Genomic DNA, 19,636 nt, shown 5'->3' with positions numbered 1-19,636 from the left:
GAACAAATTGGTTTTCCGCGAGTCTCGCCCGGGCACACAATCGTTCTTGGGTGACGGTATGCAATGCGTCCCGTTTGCCGTCTTTGGCGGGTCCACCGGAGAAACAATGAAATGTCTGCCTCGCTCAATTCGGGTATATGAAGGCCCCCATTAACCTGACCCGTTCACCGCTTCCCGACCGTATGGAAAAGCTTCCGCGCTCGAGCGAGCCGATCCTGACTGCCTCTGCGCTGACGAAGCGCTTTGGTGCAACGGTCGCGCTATCGAACCTCGATTTCTCGATCCATCCCGGCGAAGTTGTCGCATTGATGGGCGCCAACGGTGCGGGCAAGTCGACGCTCGTCAAGATCTTAAGCGGCGTGTATGCGCCCGATGGCGGGACCTTGACGCTGCTGGGCAAGTCGTATCGACCTGCTTCGCCCCAAGCCGCTAAACAACTCGGCATTGCCACGGTGCATCAGTCGATTGCCGATGCGGTCGTGCCGACGCTCTCGATCGCGGACAACCTGCTGCTCGACCGCTTGTGCGATCCGGCATCGCCCTGGCGCGTGCCGCCCGCGGCGCGCCGTGAGGCTGCGAGGCCGCTTGCCGAGCGGGTCGGACTGGATGTCGATCTGTCGGCGCCGCTCGGGTCGCTCTCGCTCGCGAGTCAGCAGCTCGTGACGCTGGCGCGCGCGCTGGCTTCGCGCCCCAAGCTACTGATTCTCGATGAGCCCACCGCCAGTCTGTCCGCCGCAGAAGCGGAACGGCTGTTCCAGCGGCTCGATCCATTACGCGAGGAGGGTGTCGCGATCCTGCTGGTCTCGCATCGGCTGGGTGATCTGCGGCGCATGGCGGACCGGGTAGCGATCGTGCGCGACGGACATCTCGTCGCCGATCTGCACCCGCCAATCGATTTCGACGCTGCCGTCGAGACGATGATTGGACGGCCTCTGCCACAAGCTCGAACTCAGGATGAGAAAGACGCGGCCTCGCTCGAACCCTGTTTCAGCGTGCGCGATTTTCAACTGACGCCGACAAGCCGCTCATTCGACCTCGACGTCCAGCGCGGCGAGATCGTCGCGGTAGCAGGGCCGGTGGGTGGCGGCAAATCGCGTTTCGCAAGAGCGATTTTCGGTGCGGCACATGCGAGCAGTGGTCGGATGGTGCTCGACGGCAAGCCATGGCGTCCTCGTTCACCGGCCGATTCGATTCGCGCGGGCGTGTTCCTCGCCGGCGAGGATCGTTGGCGCACCTCGTTGTTTCCCGACAGCGTGCCGTTCGCATCGATTGCGGGGACGCTCAGCTTTCCGTTCCTGTCGAACTGGTTCAGGCGCGGCGTGGTACGCGAAGCCGCAGAGCGCGATGCCGCGACCGACGCGATCAGAACCTTCGGCATTCGCTGCACCGGCCCCGACGATCGCCTGACGCGTTTATCCGGCGGCAATCAGCAGAAAGTCGTCCTCGCGCGCTGGCATGTCGAACGCGCGCGCTTGTTGCTGCTCGACGAACCGTTTCAGGGTGTCGACGCCGGCGCGCGCGCCGATATCGTCGATACCTTGCGGCGGCATGCCCATGAACGCGCGACGATCGTATTCGTCAGCGATCTCGAAGAGGCCCTGGAGATTGCCGATCGCGTCGTGCGGTTCGATCGAGCGACGCTCGAGCGCGCAACTGTTCAACCCATCCATGACGCGAGCTCTGAACTTCATTCATGAAACACCTTACCCCTTCAATTCCCGGCGACGTCGCATCCGACCAACGGACGCAGTCAGCATGGCGTAGTTTGCGCGATCACCTGGAGCGCACCGGCATCCTGCTCGTGCTGGCGATTCTGATTGCCGTGTTCGCCATCAGGGAACCGGCCTTCCTGAACATCGACAACCTGTTCAGCATTCTCCAGGCGGTATCGATCGTGGCGTTGCTTGGCATTGGCGTGACGATCACGTTGGCTGCGGGTGGCTTCGATCTCTCGGTGGGCAGCGTGGCTGCTTCGGCGCAGATGGCGGCGAGCTATGTGCTGATCGTCTGGCATGGCAGCGCGCTGGCGGCCGTGGCCGCGTGTGTCGCGCTGGGCATCGCGGCTGGCCTGTTCAATGGCTTGTTGATTACGCGGCTGCGTGTGCCGGACCAATTGGCGACGCTCGGCACTCTGTTCCTGCTGGCCGGTCTGCAACTGATCCCGACGGGCGGCCGCTCGCTTGCAACCGGAACCGTGTTGCCCGATGGCAGGGAGGCAAGCGGAATATTCTCGGACGCGTTTCTGGCGTTGGGACGTCTGCGTCTTTTCGATGTCGTGCCGTTGCCGGTCCTGATTCTCATTGCGTTGACGGTGCTCGCCTGCATCGTCATGGAGACGACGCGCTGGGGACGCGTGATCTACGCGATCGGCGGCAATGAGACGGCCGCGCGGCTGGCGGGTGCGCCTACGGCCCGCTACCGGATCGCGGCCTATGTCGCCTCGGGGGCGATTGCGTCGTTGGGCGGCGTGCTGATCGCCGCGCGTGTCGGGCGAGGCGATGTCAGCGCCGGACACTCCCTGCTGCTCGACGCCGTGGCGGCTGCGCTGATGGGTTATGCAGTGTGGGGCGCGAAGCGGCCCAACGTGTTCGGCACCGTAGTAGGCGCGGTGTTTGTCGGTGTGCTCCTGAACGGCCTGACCATGCTGAATGCGCCTTACTACATGCAGGATTTCATCAAGGGTGTGCTGCTGGTTCTCGCGCTGGCGTTTACGTTCAGTGTTGGACGGTCTGCGGACTCACGCGGCTGAGGTCACCGGACCGCCGAAATGTCGTTTGCCATCCGAAGGAATATCGATTGCCGAATCGTTCAGTTTGCGCATGCAGTGTCCGCTGATAGATTGAGCGAACAGTCATTCAAGCGGAGATTCCCATGGCAGAGTTTGGCGAAGCGGCTTCATCGAATATCCGCGACGAGAGTAGACATGCGGTCCGTGTGATCGCCGATGACGCGCAGGCCATTGCTGTTGCGCACGAGCTTGCAGGCCGCCTCGCGCAAGGCGCGGCCGCGCGCGATACCGAACGCCGCTTGCCACACGAGGAGATCGAGTGGTTCTCGCAATCCGGGCTGTGGGCCATCACGGTGCCAAAGGCTTACGGCGGAGCGGGCGTGTCGTTTGTTACGTTGACGGAAGTCATCAAGATCATTGCAGCAGCGGATCCGTCGCTCGGGCAGCTACCGCAGAATCACTTTGGTCTCGTGGACGTGATCGCGCTAACCGGCTCGGAGGAGCAGAAGAAATATTTCTTCGCACAGGTGCTGGGCGGCAAGCGTTTCGGTAACGGCTTTTCGGAGAAGGGCACAAAGAACGTGCTCGATCTGAAGACGAGCGTGACGCGGGACGGCGGCGATTACGTCGTACAGGGCACCAAATTCTATTCGACCGGCGCGCTGTTCGCCGACTTCGTCCCCGTGCTGGGGCTCGATAGCGAACGCAAAGGCTGGCTTGCTTACATTCCGAAGGGCACACCGGGGCTGACCGTGATCGACGACTGGTCGGGCTTCGGTCAACGCACTACGGCAAGCGGTACGGTCGTGTTGGAAAGCGTACGCGTGCCGGCTTCGCATGTGTTGCCTGCGCATCGCGTGTCCGATTTTCCAACGCTCAACGGCCCAATTTCGCAGATTATCCAGGCCGCCATCGACGCCGGCATCGCGAAGGCGGCGCTGGCCGACACGTTGACGTTCGTGCGCTCGCGCTCGCGGCCGTGGATCGACAGCGGGGTCGAGCGTGCGAGTGACGATCCGCTGACCGTGCGGGAGATCGGTCATTTGCATATCCAGTTGCACGCCGCCGAGGCCTTGCTCGAACGCGCCGCGCGCGTGATCGACGAAATCGCCACGAAGGCCGAAACAACCGAAGACGACGTGGCGCGCGCATCGGTTGCCGTGGGCGAAGCGAAAGTGTTGACGACGGAAATCGCCTTGCTGGCAGGCGAAAAACTGTTCGAGCTCGCCGGTACCCAGTCGACGCTCGGTGAACACAATCTCGACAGGCACTGGCGCAACGCACGCGTCCATACGCTGCATGATCCGGTGCGCTGGAAGTATCACCTGGTCGGTAACTACTATCTGAACGGCGTCAAGCCGGCACGTCATCCCTGGAATTAACGCCAGGCGCAATCCTTAACCGAACCCGATCATGGCCAGAGAAATCCGCCTTAACGCATTCGACATGAACTGCGTCGGGCATCAGTCGCCAGGCTTATGGGCGCATCCACGCGACACGTCGTGGCGTTACAAGCAAATCGATTACTGGACCGACCTCGCGAAACTGCTCGAGCGCGGCAAGTTCGACGGTCTTTTCATCGCCGACGTGCTGGGCATTTACGATGTCTTTAACGGCAATGGGGAAGCCGCGATTCGCCAGGCCGCGCAAGTCCCGGTCAACGATCCCGTGCTGCTCGTCTCGGCGATGGCGAACGTGACCGAGCATCTCGGCTTCGGCGTGACCTGCTCGCTTTCGTACGAGCACCCGTATCCGTTCGCACGGCGCATGTCGACGCTCGACCATCTGACGAACGGCCGGGTTGGCTGGAACATCGTCACGTCGTATCTGGACAGCGCCGCACGCAATGTCGGCTTGCCGGCGCAGGCCAATCACGACGAACGCTATTCGCTTGCCGAGGAGTATCTCGAGGTCTGCTACAAGTTGTGGGAAGCGTCATGGGAAGACGACGCTGTGGTGCGCGATGCTGTGCGGAAGGTCTTCACCGAACCCTCGAAGGTTCATCCTATCAACCACCGTGGGCAGTATTTCGACGTGCCGGGCATTCATCTCTGCGAGCCGTCGCCTCAGCGCACGCCCGTACTCTACCAGGCAGGCGCCTCGAAGCGCGGTAAGGACTTCGCCGCGCAGCACGCCGAGTGCATTTTTATCGCCGCACCGTCACGCACGATCCTGAAGAATTTCGTCGCCGATATCCGGGCACGCGTGAAGTCATTTGGCCGCGATCCGCACGACGTGCTGATTTTCAACCTGCACACGGTGATCACAGGCAAGACGTCAGCGGATGCACACGCGAAGCACGCCGACTATCGCCGCTATACAAGCGACGAGGGCGCGCTCGCGCTGATGTCGGGGTGGACCGGCATCGATCTGTCGAAGTACGACCTCGACGAACCGCTGCGCTATATCGAGAGCAATGCGGTTCAATCGGCCGTAGAGGCTTTATCGAGCGCGGATCCGACACGAGTGTGGACCGTGCGTGAGATTGCGAAGTGGGGCGGCATAGGGGGACTCGGACCGCTTTCAGTGGGAAGCCCGCAGGAGATCGCCGACGAGTTGCAGTCGTGGGTCGAGGAGACCGACGTCGACGGATTCAACCTTGCGTATGCATTGACTCACGAGAGCTTCGCAGATTTCGTCGACCTGGTCGTGCCCGAGTTGCAGCGACGAGGCGTCTACAAGACCGACTACACCAACGGCACGCTGCGCGAAAAATTGCATGGCGGTGGTCCTCGACTGGCCGAACCGCATCCTGGTGCGGCCTACCGCACGCGCACGCCGGCCCATGCCGGATAGCACCCCGCTTACTCATAAAACATCGACTAACAGGTTGGAGATCATTGATGAAATCGTTTCTTCGTCGCAAGCTGGATGTGAGCCTTACGTTTCGCACACTCGCCCTGGCGGCGGCCACGATGCTTGCCGGCGCCGTCGCGCACGCGGCACCGCTCAAAGGTGCGCCCGCACCGTTCGACAAGGGCGGCGTGAAGATCGCGCTCGTCAACTATCTGTCGACGGGGGATTTCTTCCAGGCTTATGAAGCCGGTGCGCAAAAGCAGGCCAAAGCGCTCGGCATCGATCTACGCATCTACGAAGGCCGTCAGGATGCGGCCGAACAACGTGAACAGATTCAACAAGCGATCAGCCTGGGCGTGTCCGCAATTATCGTGAATCACGGTTTGCCTGAATCGCTCAAGGATGTCGTGCAGCGTGCCTTGGATAAGGGCATCAAGGTCGTCGCATTCGATGTCGATCTGGGCAATCCGAAGGTACCGCAGATCGAGCAGAGCGATCGCGATCTGGCAGCGCTGCTGCTCGATCAGGCGGTGAAAGACAACGGAGATACCTTTGCCGCCGGCTACGTGTACGTAGCGGGTTTCGCACCGCTCGACCGGCGCGATGCGGTGTGGCGTGACTTCAAGGCCGCTCATCCGAAGGTTCAGGAGAAGGCGCGCTGGGGCACGGTGGACAATCCGATCGCGCAGTCGGTGGCCAACCAGGCTGCTGCCGCCTATCGTGCGCATCCTGAGATTCGTGTGGTGTTCGCGCCTTACGACGAATTCGCACGCGGCGCGAAGCTCGCTGCGGACGAGGCGAACCTGTCGTCGAAACTGCGCATTTACAGCGCCGATATTTCGACCTCCGACATCGAGGCGATTCGCGCGCCGAATAGCGCGTGGGTGGCGACCGCGGCGACGAATCCCGCGGTGGTGGGTGCGGTGTCCGTACGGGCCGCGGCTTTGCTGCTCGCGGGGCAGACGCCCGAGCACCGGATTGTTGTCAAGCCGACGCTGATCACGCGCGACGATCTGGTGAAGAACAACATCAAGACGATTGCCGAGCTCGGCGATAAATTCCCGGCATTCCGTTCGAGCGATGCCGCGACGGCAGCGTGGATTCCGGCAGCGGACTGAGTGTCAGAGGCCGCACCGTCAATCATCTCCTTTGGACTTAAATGAGCAAACGTAGCGGACACCTGCGCCTCGGCGCTTTCCTTTACCCTGCCGGACACCACATTGCGGCGTGGCGACATCCCGAGGCGCAGGCGGACGCCGGCGTGAACTTTCGCCACTACGTCCGGCTCGCACAAGCGGCCGAGGCCGCGAAATTCGATCTGATCTTTCTCGCCGACGGCGTGGGGACACGCGGCGACAACGTCGATTTTCTGAGCCGCACCGCGCACAGCTACGTGGCGCAGTTCGAGCCGATCACGTTGCTGTCGGCATTGGCAGCTGTGACCGAGCGCATCGGTCTGGTCGGCACAGCCTCGACGAGCTTCAACGAGCCGTATCACATTGCCCGCAAGTTCGCTTCGCTCGATCACATTAGCGGAGGACGTGCGGGTTGGAATCTGGTCACTTCGTCGAGCGAGCACGAAGCGAAGAACTTCAACCGTGACAAACATTTCGATCACGCCGAGCGTTATGCCCGCGCCGCTGAATTCGCGGAAGTCACAGCAGGTCTGTGGGACAGCGGGGAGGACGACGCGTTCGTCCGCAACAAAGCTGAAGGGCGTTTCTTCGACCCCGCCAAACGACACGTGCTGGATCACAAGGGACGCTTCTTTCAGGTCAAGGGGCCGCTGAACGTTGCACGTTCTCCGCAGGGGCATCCGGTCGTCGTGCAGGCGGGGTCGTCCGAAGCCGGCCGGGACCTCGCAGCGAAAACGGCCGAGGTGATTTTCACGGCGCAGCAAACGCTGCAGGACGCGGCGGACTTTTACGCTGACGTGAAGGGACGCATGACGGTGTACGGCCGTCATCCGGACGATCTGAAGATCATGCCGGGCGTGTTCCCGATCGTGGGCCGCACCGAAAGCGAGGCGAAAGAGAAGTTCGAGCGATTGCAGTCGCTCGTCGATCCGAAAGTGGGACTTGCGCTCGTATCCGGGTTGACCGGTGGGTTCGATCTCTCGGACTATCCACTCGACGGGCCGATCCCTGAGCTGCCCGAAACGAATGCGAGCAAGAGCCGTCAGGTGTTGACGATCGAACTGGCTCGCCGCGAGAACCTCACGATTCGCCAGCTGTATTTGCGGGTTGCGGGTGCGCGCGGCCATTGGCAACTCGTCGGCACGCCGGCGCAGATTGTCGATCAACTCGAAGAGCGCTTTGTGAATCACGCCGCTGACGGTTTCAACGTGATGCCGCCGGTGCTGCCGGAGGGTCTGACCGATTTCGTCGAACTGGTATTGCCGGAGTTGCGGCGACGTGGGTTGTTTCGCGAGGACTATGAAGGGCGCACGCTGCGAGAGAACCTCGGATTGCGGCGGCCGAGAAGCCGCCATTCTTCCGTACTTCAATCCGGCGCATAACTTTCCATGATTCGTTATTTCCTCCCGGCGCAGTCGTCGCCTACGCTGAAGCGATAGATGCATGCGTCTACCGCCGCCGCGCGTTGCGTGCCGCGGCCGTTCAGCGAATCGTTTCAACGTGATGAGGATGCGAACATGAGCGATATCGTCATCGATGCACCGGTATCTGCCGCGACGGTCGAGGCAGACTTGAACTACCTCGAGTTCACCGGCGAGAAACCGGTGTCGTACCAATACGAACCACCGCCGGGTGTGCCGAAGCGCAGTGGCGTGTACCGGTCGCATCGGGTGAGTATTTCGAATGCCCGCGTCGCGCCGCCGCCTGGCGCGTTGTCGCTCGATCGTAACGGCTTCGAGTTGCATCGGCACGCTAGCGCGCTGAACGATTTCTCCGATCCGGCAAAGATCGAATCTGTCTACTATCGCGAAGCGGAGCAGTTGCTGAAACAGGCCACCGGCGCTCGCCGGGTGGTTGTGTTCGATCACACGCTGCGTGACGGCAATCCTGAGCGCAACGATGGCGTGAGGGAGCCCGTCAAGTACATCCATAACGACCAGACGTTTGTGTCGGGGCCGCGCCGGGTGCGCGATCATCTGCCGACCGGTGAAGCGGAGCGCTTGCTGCAGGGCCGTGTCGCAATCGTCAATCTGTGGCGTCCGATCGGAGAAACAGTGCAATCGTCGCCGCTTGCGCTATGCGATTCGCGCAGTATCACGCTCAACGATCTGGTCGCGTCGGATCTGGTATATCCCGACAAGGTCGGCGAGACGTATGCTCTGGCCTTCAATCCGCGGCACCGTTGGTATTACTTTCCGCAGATGTCGCCCGATGAATTCCTGCTGCTGAAGATTTACGATTCGGCGGGCGACGGAATCGCGCGTCTCACGGCCCATACGGCATTCGACGATCCCACGTCGCCGGCCGATGCGCCGCCGCGCCGGAGCATCGAATTGCGCACGCTGTTGTTCTTTTGAGTGCCGACGTTGAACGCGCCGGCATGCCGTGAAATACGGGGCGGCCGATAGCAGGACGCGTCTGCTGCAGCATCGCAGAATCTGCAATATCGAAAGCGTGAATTCTTGTTTGTTTGTGACGCAGCGTTTGGTTAGCATGCGGCGTTTGGGTCGTTGCCTTACTTCTTTGCTCGACGCTGCTTTTGTTTTTCGTCGAACGAGGTGAGCGTAACGCTTGCCCGGTGCGTTTTCACAGCTCTCACGCCTTCGACATGTCAAGCCTCCATGCATCCGACGCCGGCCAGCAGGCCACCGGCGTGACACGACGGCTGGCCGCCGCGATCGCTCAGGCGTCGCCGTCCCGCGACGCCGACGCCATTGCCGCCGCAAGACGCGGCATTCTCGACTTTCTCGCTGCCGCCTTTGCCGGCGCGAGCGACAGCGGCTATCAAAAACTCCTGTCAGTCAGCGCCAACGACTCGCGCGGCGAAGCGTCGGTGATCGGCAGCAGCGCCCGTGCATCGGCGCAGCAGGCTGCGTTGCTCAACGGTTACGCGGGGCACGCGCTCGACTACGACGACGTGCACAGCAGCGTAAGAGGCCATCCTGCGACGGTCTTGCTGCCCGCGCTGTTCGCGCTGGCACAAGCACGCGGCAGCAGCGCGCTCGATTTGCTCGACGCCTACGTCGTTGGCGTCGAAACGATGGCGCGCCTCGGTCTTGCACTAGGCAGCCGGCACTATGAGCAGGGCTTTCATAACACCGCGACATTGGGCGCACTTGGCGCGGCAGCCGCTGCGTCTTATCTGCTGAAACTCGATGCCGCCGCCATTGAGAACGCGCTGGGTCTTGCCGCCACACAATCCGCCGGCTTACGACTGCAGTTCGGCAGCGAAGCGAAACCCTTGCATGCCGGGCTTGCCGCGCGCGCCGGCTTGTTCGCCGCCGAGCTCGCGGCAGCGGGACTGCAGGGCTCGCCTGAAGCGCTGGACGGACCGGTCGGCTTTTTCGCCGTGTTCAGCGGCGGCGCAGCGCAACCCGAACGCGTGCTCGACGGCTGGGGCGCACCGTGGCAAATCGCAGCCCCGGGTTTGTACTTCAAGCCGTGGGCATGCTGCACGGCGACGCACTACGCCGTGCATGCCGCATTGACGTTGCGCGACACACACCGTCTCACGCCGGACGACATTGCCGAGGTGACGGTGATATTTCCGCCCGGCGGCGACACACCGCTTTCCAGACATTTGCCCTCGACGGGTCTCGAAGCGCGTTTCAGCGTTGCCTACGCAGTCGCGGCCGCGCTGACGGATGGTTCACCCAGCGTGGCTACATTCGCCGATGTGCCCGTGCGCGACGACCTGATCGCACTCGCACGGCGCGTGGCGAGCCGTCACGATGAGACCGCCGCGCGCGCGTCGACCGATCCGGCCACGCGTTTCTCGACTGTCGAAATCGCATTGCGCAACGGGACGGTACTGAGCCATAAGACCGACCGTCTCTACAGCGCGACGGATCTGGCCGCGAAATTCGCGGACGCGACCGGTCACGACGAACGTCTCGCGTTCATCCCCGCGCATATCGACACGATGCAGAGCACCGCCGACCTCGCGTCCCTTTTCAATGTCTTCGCACAGATCCACGTATGAGCACGAATAACAGCAGTACCCGCAGGCAAATGCGTCTCGGGCTCTTCATTCAGGGTGCGGGACACCACGTCGCCGGCTGGCGGCATCCTGACGCGCAGGCTGGCAGCGAGAATCTGGCGTTGATGCAGCGCATCACGCAGACCGCCGAGCGTGCGAAATTCGACATGGTCTTTCTCGCCGACGGTCTCACCAGCGGCCCCGATGCGCATCCGTCGATGGCGATGCGGCTCGAGCCGCTGTGCCTGCTGTCGGCGCTCGCCATGGGCACGCGCCACATCGGTCTCGCCGCCACCGCGTCGACCACATATAGCGAGCCGTATCACGTCGCACGCGCGTTTGCGTCGCTGGATCATCTGAGTAGCGGACGCGCAGCGTGGAACGTCGTGACGACTTCGTACGACCGCACGGCCGCGAACTTTACACGTGGCAATCATCCGGATCACGCGCTGCGCTATGAAATGGCGGGTGAATTCGTCGACGTCGTCAAGGGGCTGTGGGACAGCTGGGATGACGACGCGGTGCTCAAGGACAAGGCGAGTGGCGTCTACTTCGATCCCGCCAAGGTGCATACGCTGGATCACAAGGGGCAGTTCTTCGCCGTCAAAGGTCCGTTGAATGCGTCGCGTCCGCCACAGGGGCATCCTGTGGTGATCCAGGCCGGCTCGTCCGGCCCGGGGCAGGACCTGGCCGCGCGCACGGCGGAAGTGGTGTTTACCGCGCAGCAGACTATCGAAGAAGCGCAGGTCTTCTATCGCGATCTGAAAGGCCGCTTGCCGAAATTCGGCCGTGAGGGTCAGCAGTTGCACGTGATGCCGGGCGTGTTTCCTGTCATCGGCAGGACGGAGCAGGAAGCAAAAGACAAATACGCGCAGTTGCAGGAATGGACCGATACATCGGGTGCGTTGTCACTGTTGTCCGACCGGTTGGGGCATGACGTGTCGAAGTATCCGCTCGATGGTCCTTTGCCGGAGTTGCCCGAATCCGATCAGTTGAAGAGTCGCGCCAAACTGCTGACCGATCTCGCACGCCGCGAGAATCTGACTTTGCGCGAGCTGTACTACCTGGTGGCCGGCGCGCGTGGACACCGCATCGTATGGGGCACGCCTGTGCAAGTGGCGGATGCGCTCGAAGAGTGGTTCACGGGCGAAGCGGCCGATGGCTTCAATATCATGCCCCCGTATTTCCCGGGCGGTCTCGACGATTTTGTTGAACTCGTCGTGCCGGAGTTGCAGCGGCGTGGGTTATTCCGCACCGAATATAGCGGCACTACTCTGCGTGATCACCTCGGTTTGCAGCGGCCTGTGAGCCGCTATGCGGGGCAGTGAGAGACAAGAAGTAAAAGGCGGAAAGTAAAAAGCGGCGTCTGCTCAGCAGACGTCGCTTTTTTTTTCAAACTTGCATCCCGACCAGCGCCGTACTCGCAGGTCCAGATCGTTCGAGATCGTCTAAATCGCGAAGTGACGCAGATCCAGTGCCAACGGTGTGCGGGGCGCCGCCGCGTGTGCAGTCTCCGGCGCGGACGGCGTATGCGCCAGAAACTCACGCGTACGCGGACTGACCGGCGCGCGGAACAGCGCGTTAGCCGGACCGTGTTCGACAATCACACCGGCCTCGGTGAAATACACCGCATCGCTCACTTCCTCGGCAAAGCGCATCTCGTGCGTGACGAGCACGCAGGTCATGCCGTCCCTCACCAGATCGCGGATCACGGTCAGCACTTCGCCCACGGTCTCCGGGTCCAGTGCCGAGGTTACCTCGTCGAAGAGAATCAGATCCGGCTGCATCGCGAGCGCGCGTGCAATCGCCACGCGCTGTTGCTGACCGCCCGACAGTTCACCCGGATACGCATGCGCCTTGTTCTCGAGACGCACCTTCTTCAGCAGATCGTAAGCGGTGCGAGTGGCATCGGCTTTGTCGCGCCCGAGGATGCGCACCGGCGCGACAAGCAGATTGTCCAGTACGCTCAGATGCGGAAACAGGTTGTATTGCTGGAACACGAAGCCGACGCGCTTGCGTAGTTCGATCTCGTCGCGTTCAGAGGCGAGCTGATCGACGCGGGTGCCGTCGACTTCGATCTCGCCGTACTGGGGACGCAATAGCCCCGTAATGCAGCGCAAAATCGTCGACTTGCCCGACCCGGATGGTCCTATGATCGACACGGCCTGGCCGCGGAACACGTCGAGGTCGATGCCCTTGAGCACCGGCGTCGCGCCGAATGACAGATGCACGTCGCGCAAGCGGACCAGAGGGCGCGGACCCGCAGCGGCTGCGGGAGCGAGCGAGACATCAGCTGAAAGCATAGCGTTTCTCAAGAAGACGGGTGAAGCGCGCGATCGGGTAGCAGTAAGCGAAGAACAGGCCGAGCACGGTGAAATAGACGAGGACCGTGAAATCCGCGCGCGCCACGGTATTGCTCGCCACCTGCGCGGTGTCCAGCAAATCGTGCACACCCACCAGCGAAGCGAGCGCGGTCGCCATCGTGATGCTCGCGTACAGGTTCATCCACGGCGGCAGCATCCGCTTCACGCATTGCGGCAGGATGATCCAACGGAACACCTGGCTTCGGCTGAACGCAAGCGAACGTGCCGCATCCCACTGTGCATGAGGAATCGACTGGATTGCGCCGCGGAAGATCTCGGCGAAGTTGGCGCTGGCAGGCAGCGCGAGACCGAGCGTGACCTTGAACCAGTCGGGAAACGGCACGACGTGTTGCCCGAGCGCGATTTCGAATGGGAATACGTAGGTCGAAAAATAGATCAGCACGAGCAGGGGGGCGTTTCGAAACACCTGCACATAGCCGCGAACAATCAGCCGGACGCCCCGGATCGGCGACAGCAGCAAGGGGCCGAGCGCAAGACCGGCGAGTGTGCCGAGCGCGACGGCAAGCAGGCTGATTTCGATGTTGACCCACAAAGATTTGCCGAGCGCCGGTGCCCACGTGATGAGGGCGGCGAGTGCGGGATAGCTCGGACCATGTGCGATCTCGTGTTCAGCGAGCGCCAGCAGCGCGGCGACGCCGACTACGCTGGCAAACGCAAAGAGGGAACGGTAGCGTCCGTCCCGCGCGGGCACGGTGATGGATTCAGTGGCCATAGCCGGGCATCCTCAGACGAACTTCGAGCCAGCGTCCCGCGCGATTGATCGCAAAGGTCAGTGCGCCGAAGAACAGCAGGATCAGGATCATCAACTCGAGCACGTTGTCGCGCTGCGTCCAGATCATGATCGATGCATACGTGATGTCGCCGACGGCGATTGCGGAGGCAACCGTGGTCATCTTCACCAGGTCGACCATGTTGTTGACGAGCGCGGGGAGTGCATAGCGCAGCGCGAGCGGCAACTGCACGCTCCAAAGGCGCTGACGGCGGCTGAACCCGAGCGACTGGGCCGCTTCGAGTGTGGTGCGCGGCACCGCTTCGATACCGGCGCGCAGGGCTTCGGCATGAAACGCGCCCTTGTGCAGCGAAATGACGATCGCGCTCCAGATGAACGGCGTCAGCGGATTGCCGCCCAGATTGCGCAGTGCCTCGCTGAGCAGCATGTTGATCACCAGAAAGGCGCAGAACAGCTGCACGAGCGTCGGCGTATTGCGCGTGATCTCGACGAACACGCGAGCGGGGCGCGCGAGCGCCGGACGCTGTGAGGTGAGTAACGCCGCCAACGCCACGCCGGCGCCCAGACTGCCGAGCACCGTCACGAGCGAGAGTTCCAGCGTGACCAGCATGCCGTGCAGGAACGACGCGAGTTCATCAGGCGCGAGCACGAAACTGTAGTTCAGCCCGATCCTGCCGATCGCATCGACCACGCTAGTTGCGGCGTGCGAGAGCACTTGCGTCGACTCGCTCATGCACCTTGCGCCTTGTACTTCGTATGCAGATCGAGCACGGCCTGCGAGGGCTGCATGCCGTTCTTGTGCTCGACGTCGATCAGCCAGCCGCTGCGATGCCAGTCCTGCACGATTTTCTCAAGCGCGCTCTGCGTATCCGTTTCACCCTTGCGAACCCAGATCACAGACGGCGACGGAATCAGCTCGTTCGATACGGGAATCGTGTAGTCCTTCCAGTCCGGATTGCGCGCTACGAGCAGGCGCAACGTAGGGGCAACGTGAACCGCGGCGACGCAGTTATTACCGCGCAGCGCGAGCAGCGACTCCGGCTGGCCGCGAAATGCCTTCACCTGTGCGCCATATTCTTCGGCAAGCGGCTTCGTATAGTTGCTGCCCTGCGAGACGCACACGGGCTTGCCGCGCACATCGTTCCAGGTCTTGATGCCGCTATCCTTGCGGGTAATCAGCGCACCGCCGATTTCCTCAAACGGGGTTGGCGGATAGGAGAAGAGCTCCGCACGCTCCTTGGTGACTTCCATGTTGGCGATCAGGGCATCGACCTTGCCTTGCTGCAGGAACTGCACGCGGTTCGACGGCTGGACCGGCGTCAATTCCACGTCGACGCCGAGTCGTTTCGCGACGTCGTTCGCGAGATCGATATTAAAGCCGAGCGGTTTCTGTGTGGCCGGGTCCAGCGAACCGAACGGCGGCCCGGACAGGATCACGCCGATGACGATCTTGTGCCGCTGATGAATCCGATCGAGTGTCGTATCGGCGTGGGCGGCACTGGCGCCCAATGCTGCGAAAAGCGTCACGGCGCGCAAGGCGCGCTGGAGGGTGGGGCGGGTCGGTCGGCTGAACATGAAAGAGTAGGCGGAAGTCAGGTTGGATCCTGATATCGCTCCGGCCGATCGGCGTGACTTCGTTGCTATGAGGCCACCAGGACTCGCCGGAGGAGAAATACAGGACGCGATTCGGGACTGCCTATTCTCGGCATGTGTGACGCCGGAAAGAACCAAGGATTTTTCATACCGTTATCTGATTCGCGCATTTATGCAGACGCGAGCGTCGTTGAAACGGAGAAATGGATGTTGTGGCGGATTTGACGGGCTAATTTGACCGGCGATCCACCGGTTGTGTGTACCGCGCTATATCCGGCTGATACGTTTGCTGCCTGTTGCGGCACGCCGGCATGCTTTTGGAAAGCATGCCGGCGTGTTTGTGCGGCTAGCGCGTTGATGCTCTTCTGAATCAGAAATCCAGTCCCGGCCCACCTGCGCCCGGACCGCCCGGCTGGCCGGCTGCCGGCGCATCTTTCGGTGCTTCATGAACGGTGGCGTCGGTGGTCAACAGCAGACCCGCAACCGAGGCCGCGTTTTGCAGCGCCGTGCGCGTGACCTTGGTCGGATCGAGCACGCCCGATTCCACGAGGTCGCCGTATTGGCCGGTCTGTGCGTTGTAGCCGAAGTTGCCCGTACCTTCGGCCACTTTCGCGACCACCACGCTGGCTTCTTCACCGGCGTTCGTCACGATCTGGCGCAGCGGTTCTTCCAGCGCGCGCAGCACGATCTTGATGCCCGCATCCTGATCGGCGTTCACGCCTCTGAGTCCGCTGATGGCCTGCTTCACGCGGATCAGCGCAACACCGCCGCCCGGCACGATACCTTCTTCGACCGCAGCGCGCGTGGCGTGCAGCGCGTCGTCGACACGGTCTTTCTTTTCCTTGACCTCGATCTCGGTCGCGCCGCCCACCTTGATGACCGCCACGCCGCCCGCCAGCTTCGCCACACGTTCCTGCAGTTTTTCGCGGTCGTAGTCGGAGCTTGCTTCCTCGATCTGTGTGCGGATCTGCTTCACACGCGCTTCGATGTTCTTGCTGTCGCCGGCGCCGTCGATAACCGTGGTGTTCTCCTTGCCCACCTCGATGCGTTTGGCTTGACCGAGTTCCGCCAGTGTCGCTTTCTCGAGCGTCAGGCCGGTCTCTTCAGCGATCACCTGACCGCCGGTCAGAATCGCGATGTCTTCGAGCAGGGCCTTGCGGCGGTCGCCGAAGCCCGGCGCCTTGACCGCGACGGTCTTCAGAATGCCGCGAATGTTGTTGACCACGAGCGTAGCCAGCGCTTCGCCTTCCACGTCTTCCGCGATGATCAGAAGCGGGCGGCCGGCTTTGGCGACCTGCTCCAGAATCGGCAGCAGATCGCGGATATTCGACACCTTCTTGTCGTGCAGCAGCACGAACGGGTTATCGAGCACGGCAACCTGCTTGTCCTGATCGTTGATGAAATACGGCGACAGGTAGCCACGATCGAATTGCAGACCTTCCACCACGTCGAGTTCATCGTCGAGCGACTTGCCGTCTTCCACGGTAATGACGCCTTCCTTGCCGACCCGGTCGATCGCTTCGGCGATACGCTGGCCGATCGACTCTTCGCCGTTGGCCGAGATCGTTGCGACCTGAGCGATTTCCTTGCTGGTCGTGGTCGGCTTGCTGATCTTCTTCAGCTCGTCGATCGCGGCGATCACCGCTTTGTCGATGCCGCGTTTCAGGTCCAACGGGTTGAGACCTGCCGCGACATATTTCTGACCTTCACGCACGATGGCTTGTGCGAGCACGGTTGCGGTGGTGGTGCCGTCGCCGGCGGCGTCGCTGGTGCGCGAGGCGACTTCCTTCACGAGTTGCGCGCCGATGTTCTGCACGCGGTCCGGCAATTCGATTTCCTTGGCGACCGAGACGCCGTCTTTCGTCACCACCGGCGAGCCGAAGCTGCGTTCCAGCACGACATTGCGGCCCTTCGGACCGAGCGTGACCTTGACCGCGTTGGCCAGAATGTTGACGCCTTCTACGAGTTTCGAGCGGGCGACGTCACTAAAAATAATTTCTTTTGCTGCCATGGTTTGATGCTCCGTTCGTTATTGCGTGACGACTGCGACGACATCTTCTTCGCGCAGCACGAGCAGTTCGTTGCCGTCGACTTTGACCGACTGGCCGGCGTACTTGCCGAACAGCACGCGCTCGCCGACTTTCAGGTCGGGCTCGATGCGTTTGCCGTCGCTATCGCGCTTGCCCGGCCCAATGGCGATCACTTCGCCCTGGTCTGGCTTTTCGGCGGCGCTTTCCGGAATGACGATGCCTGAAGCAGTTTTGGTTTCCTGGTCGAGGCGCTTGACGATCAAGCGGTCATGCAAGGGACGTAGGCTCATGGTTCGACTTCCGCGATTGAAATTTGGCACTCGTCGCTGGTGAGTGCTGACCGGAATCGAGTATAGAAAGATGCCGCGCGACGCTCCAATAACGGATTCATCGATCCTTATCGGCGAATGGCATTTCAGAAACGCGCATATCAATAGCTCGATTCGCTGGTTTTGCAAGGTGGGCCGCGTCCCTATACTGATCCGTCGAATCGGCACGTCCCATTGGGACGCCGATACACGCTCACAGGACAATCAGCCGGATCAAGCCTGATCCGTGCGCTTATACAAGGAATGACGGCATGCAGGTCTCTCAGGAAAGCACAGCACGTGCACGGCTTTAGGCGGCGCTCAGCGCGTTGCCGGCGCTCGCTAAAGCGATCGGCGAAGATGCCGCGCAACGCGAGGTGCGGCGCGAGTTGCCGTTCGACCGCTTCGCATTGTTTCGCGAATCGGGGCTCGGCGTGCTCCGTTTTCCGGTCGAGTGGGGCGGCCTCGGCGGTTCGCTGGAAGATCTCTTCCATGTGATCGCCACGCTGGCTGCGGAAGAGTCGAATGTCGCGCACGCATTGCGGATTCATTTCGATCTGACCGAGCAGTTGGTGCTGTCGCCGCGCTCCGCCTTCAACGACACGCAGATCGAGCGTGTACGGGAAGGGGCGATCTTTGGAGGTGCGTCAACGGAGCTCGGCACATCCAGGCCCGGCGAAATCGTCACCAAGCTGGTGCGCGACGGTGAGCATTTTCGCGTAACGGGCAAAAAATATTACTCGACCGGCACGGCGTTCTCCGACTACGCGCGTATCAACGTGCAGGATGAAAACGACGAGAAGGTATCAATCGTTATCCCGGTCTCACGTGAAGGCCTGCAAGTGCTCGACGATTGGGACGGGATGGGTCAACGCATGACGGCGAGCGGCAGTCTCGTGCTCGACAACGTGCAGGTATTTGCCCATGAAATCGCAACGCGCGGCTATACGAGTCTTGCGGGCCGCCATGGCAGCGCGGTGCGGCAATTGCATCTGGTCACGGTCGCGGCGGGTATCGTGCGCAACATTCTCGCGGATGCGCGGCGCTACGTGACGCAATACGGTCGCCCGGTGCTGCATAGCCCGGCGCCCTCGGCACGCGAGGACGGTTTCGTGCAACAGGTGGTGGGCGATCTCGCGGCGCATAGTCTATCCATCGACGCGCTGGTCGCGCAAAACGCACGCACGCTGGACCGTTCGGCAAATGCAATCCGTAGCGGCGCAGCCAATGCGGAAGAACTCGTGCTGGAAGGGTCCTTGGCTACCGCCAAAACGCAACTGGTGGTCAGCAAGCTGGCCCTCTATGCGGGCGAGCGTCTGTTTGAAATCGGCGGAGCATCGGCCACTGGGCGAGCGCACAACTTCGACCGTCACTGGCGCAATCTGCGCACCATCTTCAGCCACAACCCGTTGCTGCATAAAGCTCGCGTGATTGGCGATTACGAGTTGAACGGCGTGACCACGCATCTGACTGAGGGGCGGGTTTTCTGAAACGCTGGAAAAAACGCCACGATCCTTTCACCCATCTTCCATTGATTGAATGCCATGAGCCGAGATCTGTTATTGCTGTTGGAGCCGGGCTTCACCGATCCGAACCACCCCGGCGAGCGCTTCATCTGTCCTGATGGCGCGCCTATCGAAGGTCTGCTCGCGAGCGATCCTGCGCTCAACGCACGCCTGGATATTCGCCGCTTGCCGTTTCCACGTCCGCGCGCGGCGGTCGTGGACGCGCTCGACGCTGAGCACCAGAGTCTGCCAGTTTTGATTTTCGGCGACGAACAGCCTGCGCCGGCAGATGCCCAGACGCTGGGCGAGAAGCGCTTCGTAACCGATACGCGCCGGATCCTCGACCTGCTCGCGCAGCGTCACGGTTTTCCTAAGGTGCATTGACGCAGCGGCTTGAGGTCGGCTTCGCGTAGCGATAGCAGTACGCGCTCACCGAACAAATTGAGG

General features: G+C 61.9%; 17 protein-coding genes. 11 read left to right on the top strand and 6 right to left on the bottom strand.

Features of this window, described 5'->3' with window-relative positions:
- Positions 1–182 precede the first annotated feature (182 nt).
- The 9 genes from M0D66_RS22635 to M0D66_RS22595 all read left to right on the top strand — a co-directional run bounded on the left by M0D66_RS22635 (position 183) and on the right by M0D66_RS22595 (position 11,967).
- Positions 183–1,697: a sugar ABC transporter ATP-binding protein gene (locus tag M0D66_RS22635; protein WP_266211637.1), complete on the top strand. Its 1,515-nt coding sequence runs from the start codon at positions 183–185 to the stop codon at positions 1,695–1,697.
- Entirely contained in the window at positions 1,694–2,749 is a 1,056-nt protein-coding gene (locus M0D66_RS22630; protein WP_200654411.1) for an ABC transporter permease, read from the top strand. The genes M0D66_RS22635 and M0D66_RS22630 overlap by 4 nt, the downstream gene beginning before the upstream one ends.
- 122 nt (positions 2,750–2,871) lie before the next feature.
- A complete protein-coding gene (locus tag M0D66_RS22625; RefSeq protein WP_266211636.1) occupies positions 2,872–4,110 on the top strand; it encodes an SfnB family sulfur acquisition oxidoreductase in 1,239 nt (412 codons plus the stop codon).
- A gap of 31 nt (positions 4,111–4,141) precedes the next feature.
- On the top strand, positions 4,142–5,524 hold the full coding sequence (locus M0D66_RS22620; protein ID WP_266211635.1) for an LLM class flavin-dependent oxidoreductase: 1,383 nt from the start codon (positions 4,142–4,144) through the stop codon (positions 5,522–5,524).
- A 119-nt stretch (positions 5,525–5,643) separates the two neighbouring features.
- Positions 5,644–6,642: a substrate-binding domain-containing protein gene (locus M0D66_RS22615; protein WP_256456520.1), complete on the top strand. Its 999-nt coding sequence runs from the start codon at positions 5,644–5,646 to the stop codon at positions 6,640–6,642.
- A gap of 41 nt (positions 6,643–6,683) precedes the next feature.
- Positions 6,684–8,042: an LLM class flavin-dependent oxidoreductase gene (locus tag M0D66_RS22610; RefSeq protein ID WP_266211634.1), complete on the top strand. Its 1,359-nt coding sequence runs from the start codon at positions 6,684–6,686 to the stop codon at positions 8,040–8,042.
- A gap of 135 nt (positions 8,043–8,177) precedes the next feature.
- Positions 8,178–9,017, top strand: a complete 840-nt coding sequence (locus tag M0D66_RS22605) for a CmcJ/NvfI family oxidoreductase (RefSeq protein ID WP_266211633.1) — start codon at positions 8,178–8,180, stop codon at positions 9,015–9,017.
- Between the two features lie 251 nt (positions 9,018–9,268).
- Complete coding sequence (locus tag M0D66_RS22600; RefSeq protein WP_266211632.1) at positions 9,269–10,642, top strand: MmgE/PrpD family protein; 1,374 nt, start codon at positions 9,269–9,271, stop codon at positions 10,640–10,642.
- Complete coding sequence (locus tag M0D66_RS22595; RefSeq protein ID WP_093632393.1) at positions 10,639–11,967, top strand: LLM class flavin-dependent oxidoreductase; 1,329 nt, start codon at positions 10,639–10,641, stop codon at positions 11,965–11,967. Before M0D66_RS22600 ends, M0D66_RS22595 begins: the two co-directional genes overlap by 4 nt.
- Before the next feature lie 120 nt (positions 11,968–12,087).
- Here M0D66_RS22595 and M0D66_RS22590 read toward each other — a convergent pair whose 3' ends face one another.
- From M0D66_RS22590 to M0D66_RS22565, 6 genes are all read right to left on the bottom strand, one after another.
- Positions 12,088–12,942, bottom strand: coding sequence for an amino acid ABC transporter ATP-binding protein (locus tag M0D66_RS22590; RefSeq protein ID WP_093632395.1), 855 nt, complete (start codon positions 12,940–12,942; stop codon positions 12,088–12,090).
- Complete coding sequence (locus M0D66_RS22585; RefSeq protein WP_093632397.1) at positions 12,929–13,735, bottom strand: amino acid ABC transporter permease; 807 nt, start codon at positions 13,733–13,735, stop codon at positions 12,929–12,931. The genes M0D66_RS22590 and M0D66_RS22585 overlap by 14 nt, the downstream gene beginning before the upstream one ends.
- Positions 13,725–14,486, bottom strand: a complete 762-nt coding sequence (locus M0D66_RS22580; RefSeq protein ID WP_266211631.1) for an amino acid ABC transporter permease — start codon at positions 14,484–14,486, stop codon at positions 13,725–13,727. The genes M0D66_RS22585 and M0D66_RS22580 overlap by 11 nt, the downstream gene beginning before the upstream one ends.
- Positions 14,483–15,328 (bottom strand): transporter substrate-binding domain-containing protein, encoded by an 846-nt coding sequence (locus M0D66_RS22575; RefSeq protein ID WP_211701753.1) that lies wholly within the window; start codon positions 15,326–15,328, stop codon positions 14,483–14,485. The genes M0D66_RS22580 and M0D66_RS22575 overlap by 4 nt, the downstream gene beginning before the upstream one ends.
- A 388-nt stretch (positions 15,329–15,716) precedes the next feature.
- Entirely contained in the window at positions 15,717–17,357 is a 1,641-nt protein-coding gene (groL, locus tag M0D66_RS22570; protein ID WP_093632401.1) for a chaperonin GroEL, read from the bottom strand.
- Between the two features lie 18 nt (positions 17,358–17,375).
- Positions 17,376–17,666 carry a co-chaperone GroES gene (locus M0D66_RS22565; RefSeq protein ID WP_007177123.1) on the bottom strand — a complete coding sequence of 97 codons (291 nt, stop codon included), beginning with the start codon at positions 17,664–17,666 and terminating at the stop codon, positions 17,376–17,378.
- 347 nt (positions 17,667–18,013) lie between these two features.
- Here M0D66_RS22565 and M0D66_RS22560 point away from each other — a divergent pair, with 347 nt between their 5' ends.
- Positions 18,014–19,174 carry an acyl-CoA dehydrogenase family protein gene (locus tag M0D66_RS22560; RefSeq protein WP_266211630.1) on the top strand — a complete coding sequence of 387 codons (1,161 nt, stop codon included), beginning with the start codon at positions 18,014–18,016 and terminating at the stop codon, positions 19,172–19,174.
- A gap of 54 nt (positions 19,175–19,228) precedes the next feature.
- On the top strand, positions 19,229–19,573 hold the full coding sequence (locus M0D66_RS22555) for a DUF3088 domain-containing protein (RefSeq protein ID WP_266211629.1): 345 nt from the start codon (positions 19,229–19,231) through the stop codon (positions 19,571–19,573).
- Positions 19,574–19,636: the final 63 nt, after the last annotated feature.

Origin of the sequence: Paraburkholderia sp. SECH2 (assembly GCF_030464795.1) — a bacterium.
GTDB classification, from domain to species: Bacteria; Pseudomonadota; Gammaproteobacteria; order Burkholderiales; family Burkholderiaceae; genus Paraburkholderia; species Paraburkholderia aspalathi.
The sequence above is the reverse complement of the archived record's forward strand: the minus strand, read 5'-3'. Positions and strand labels throughout refer to the sequence as shown.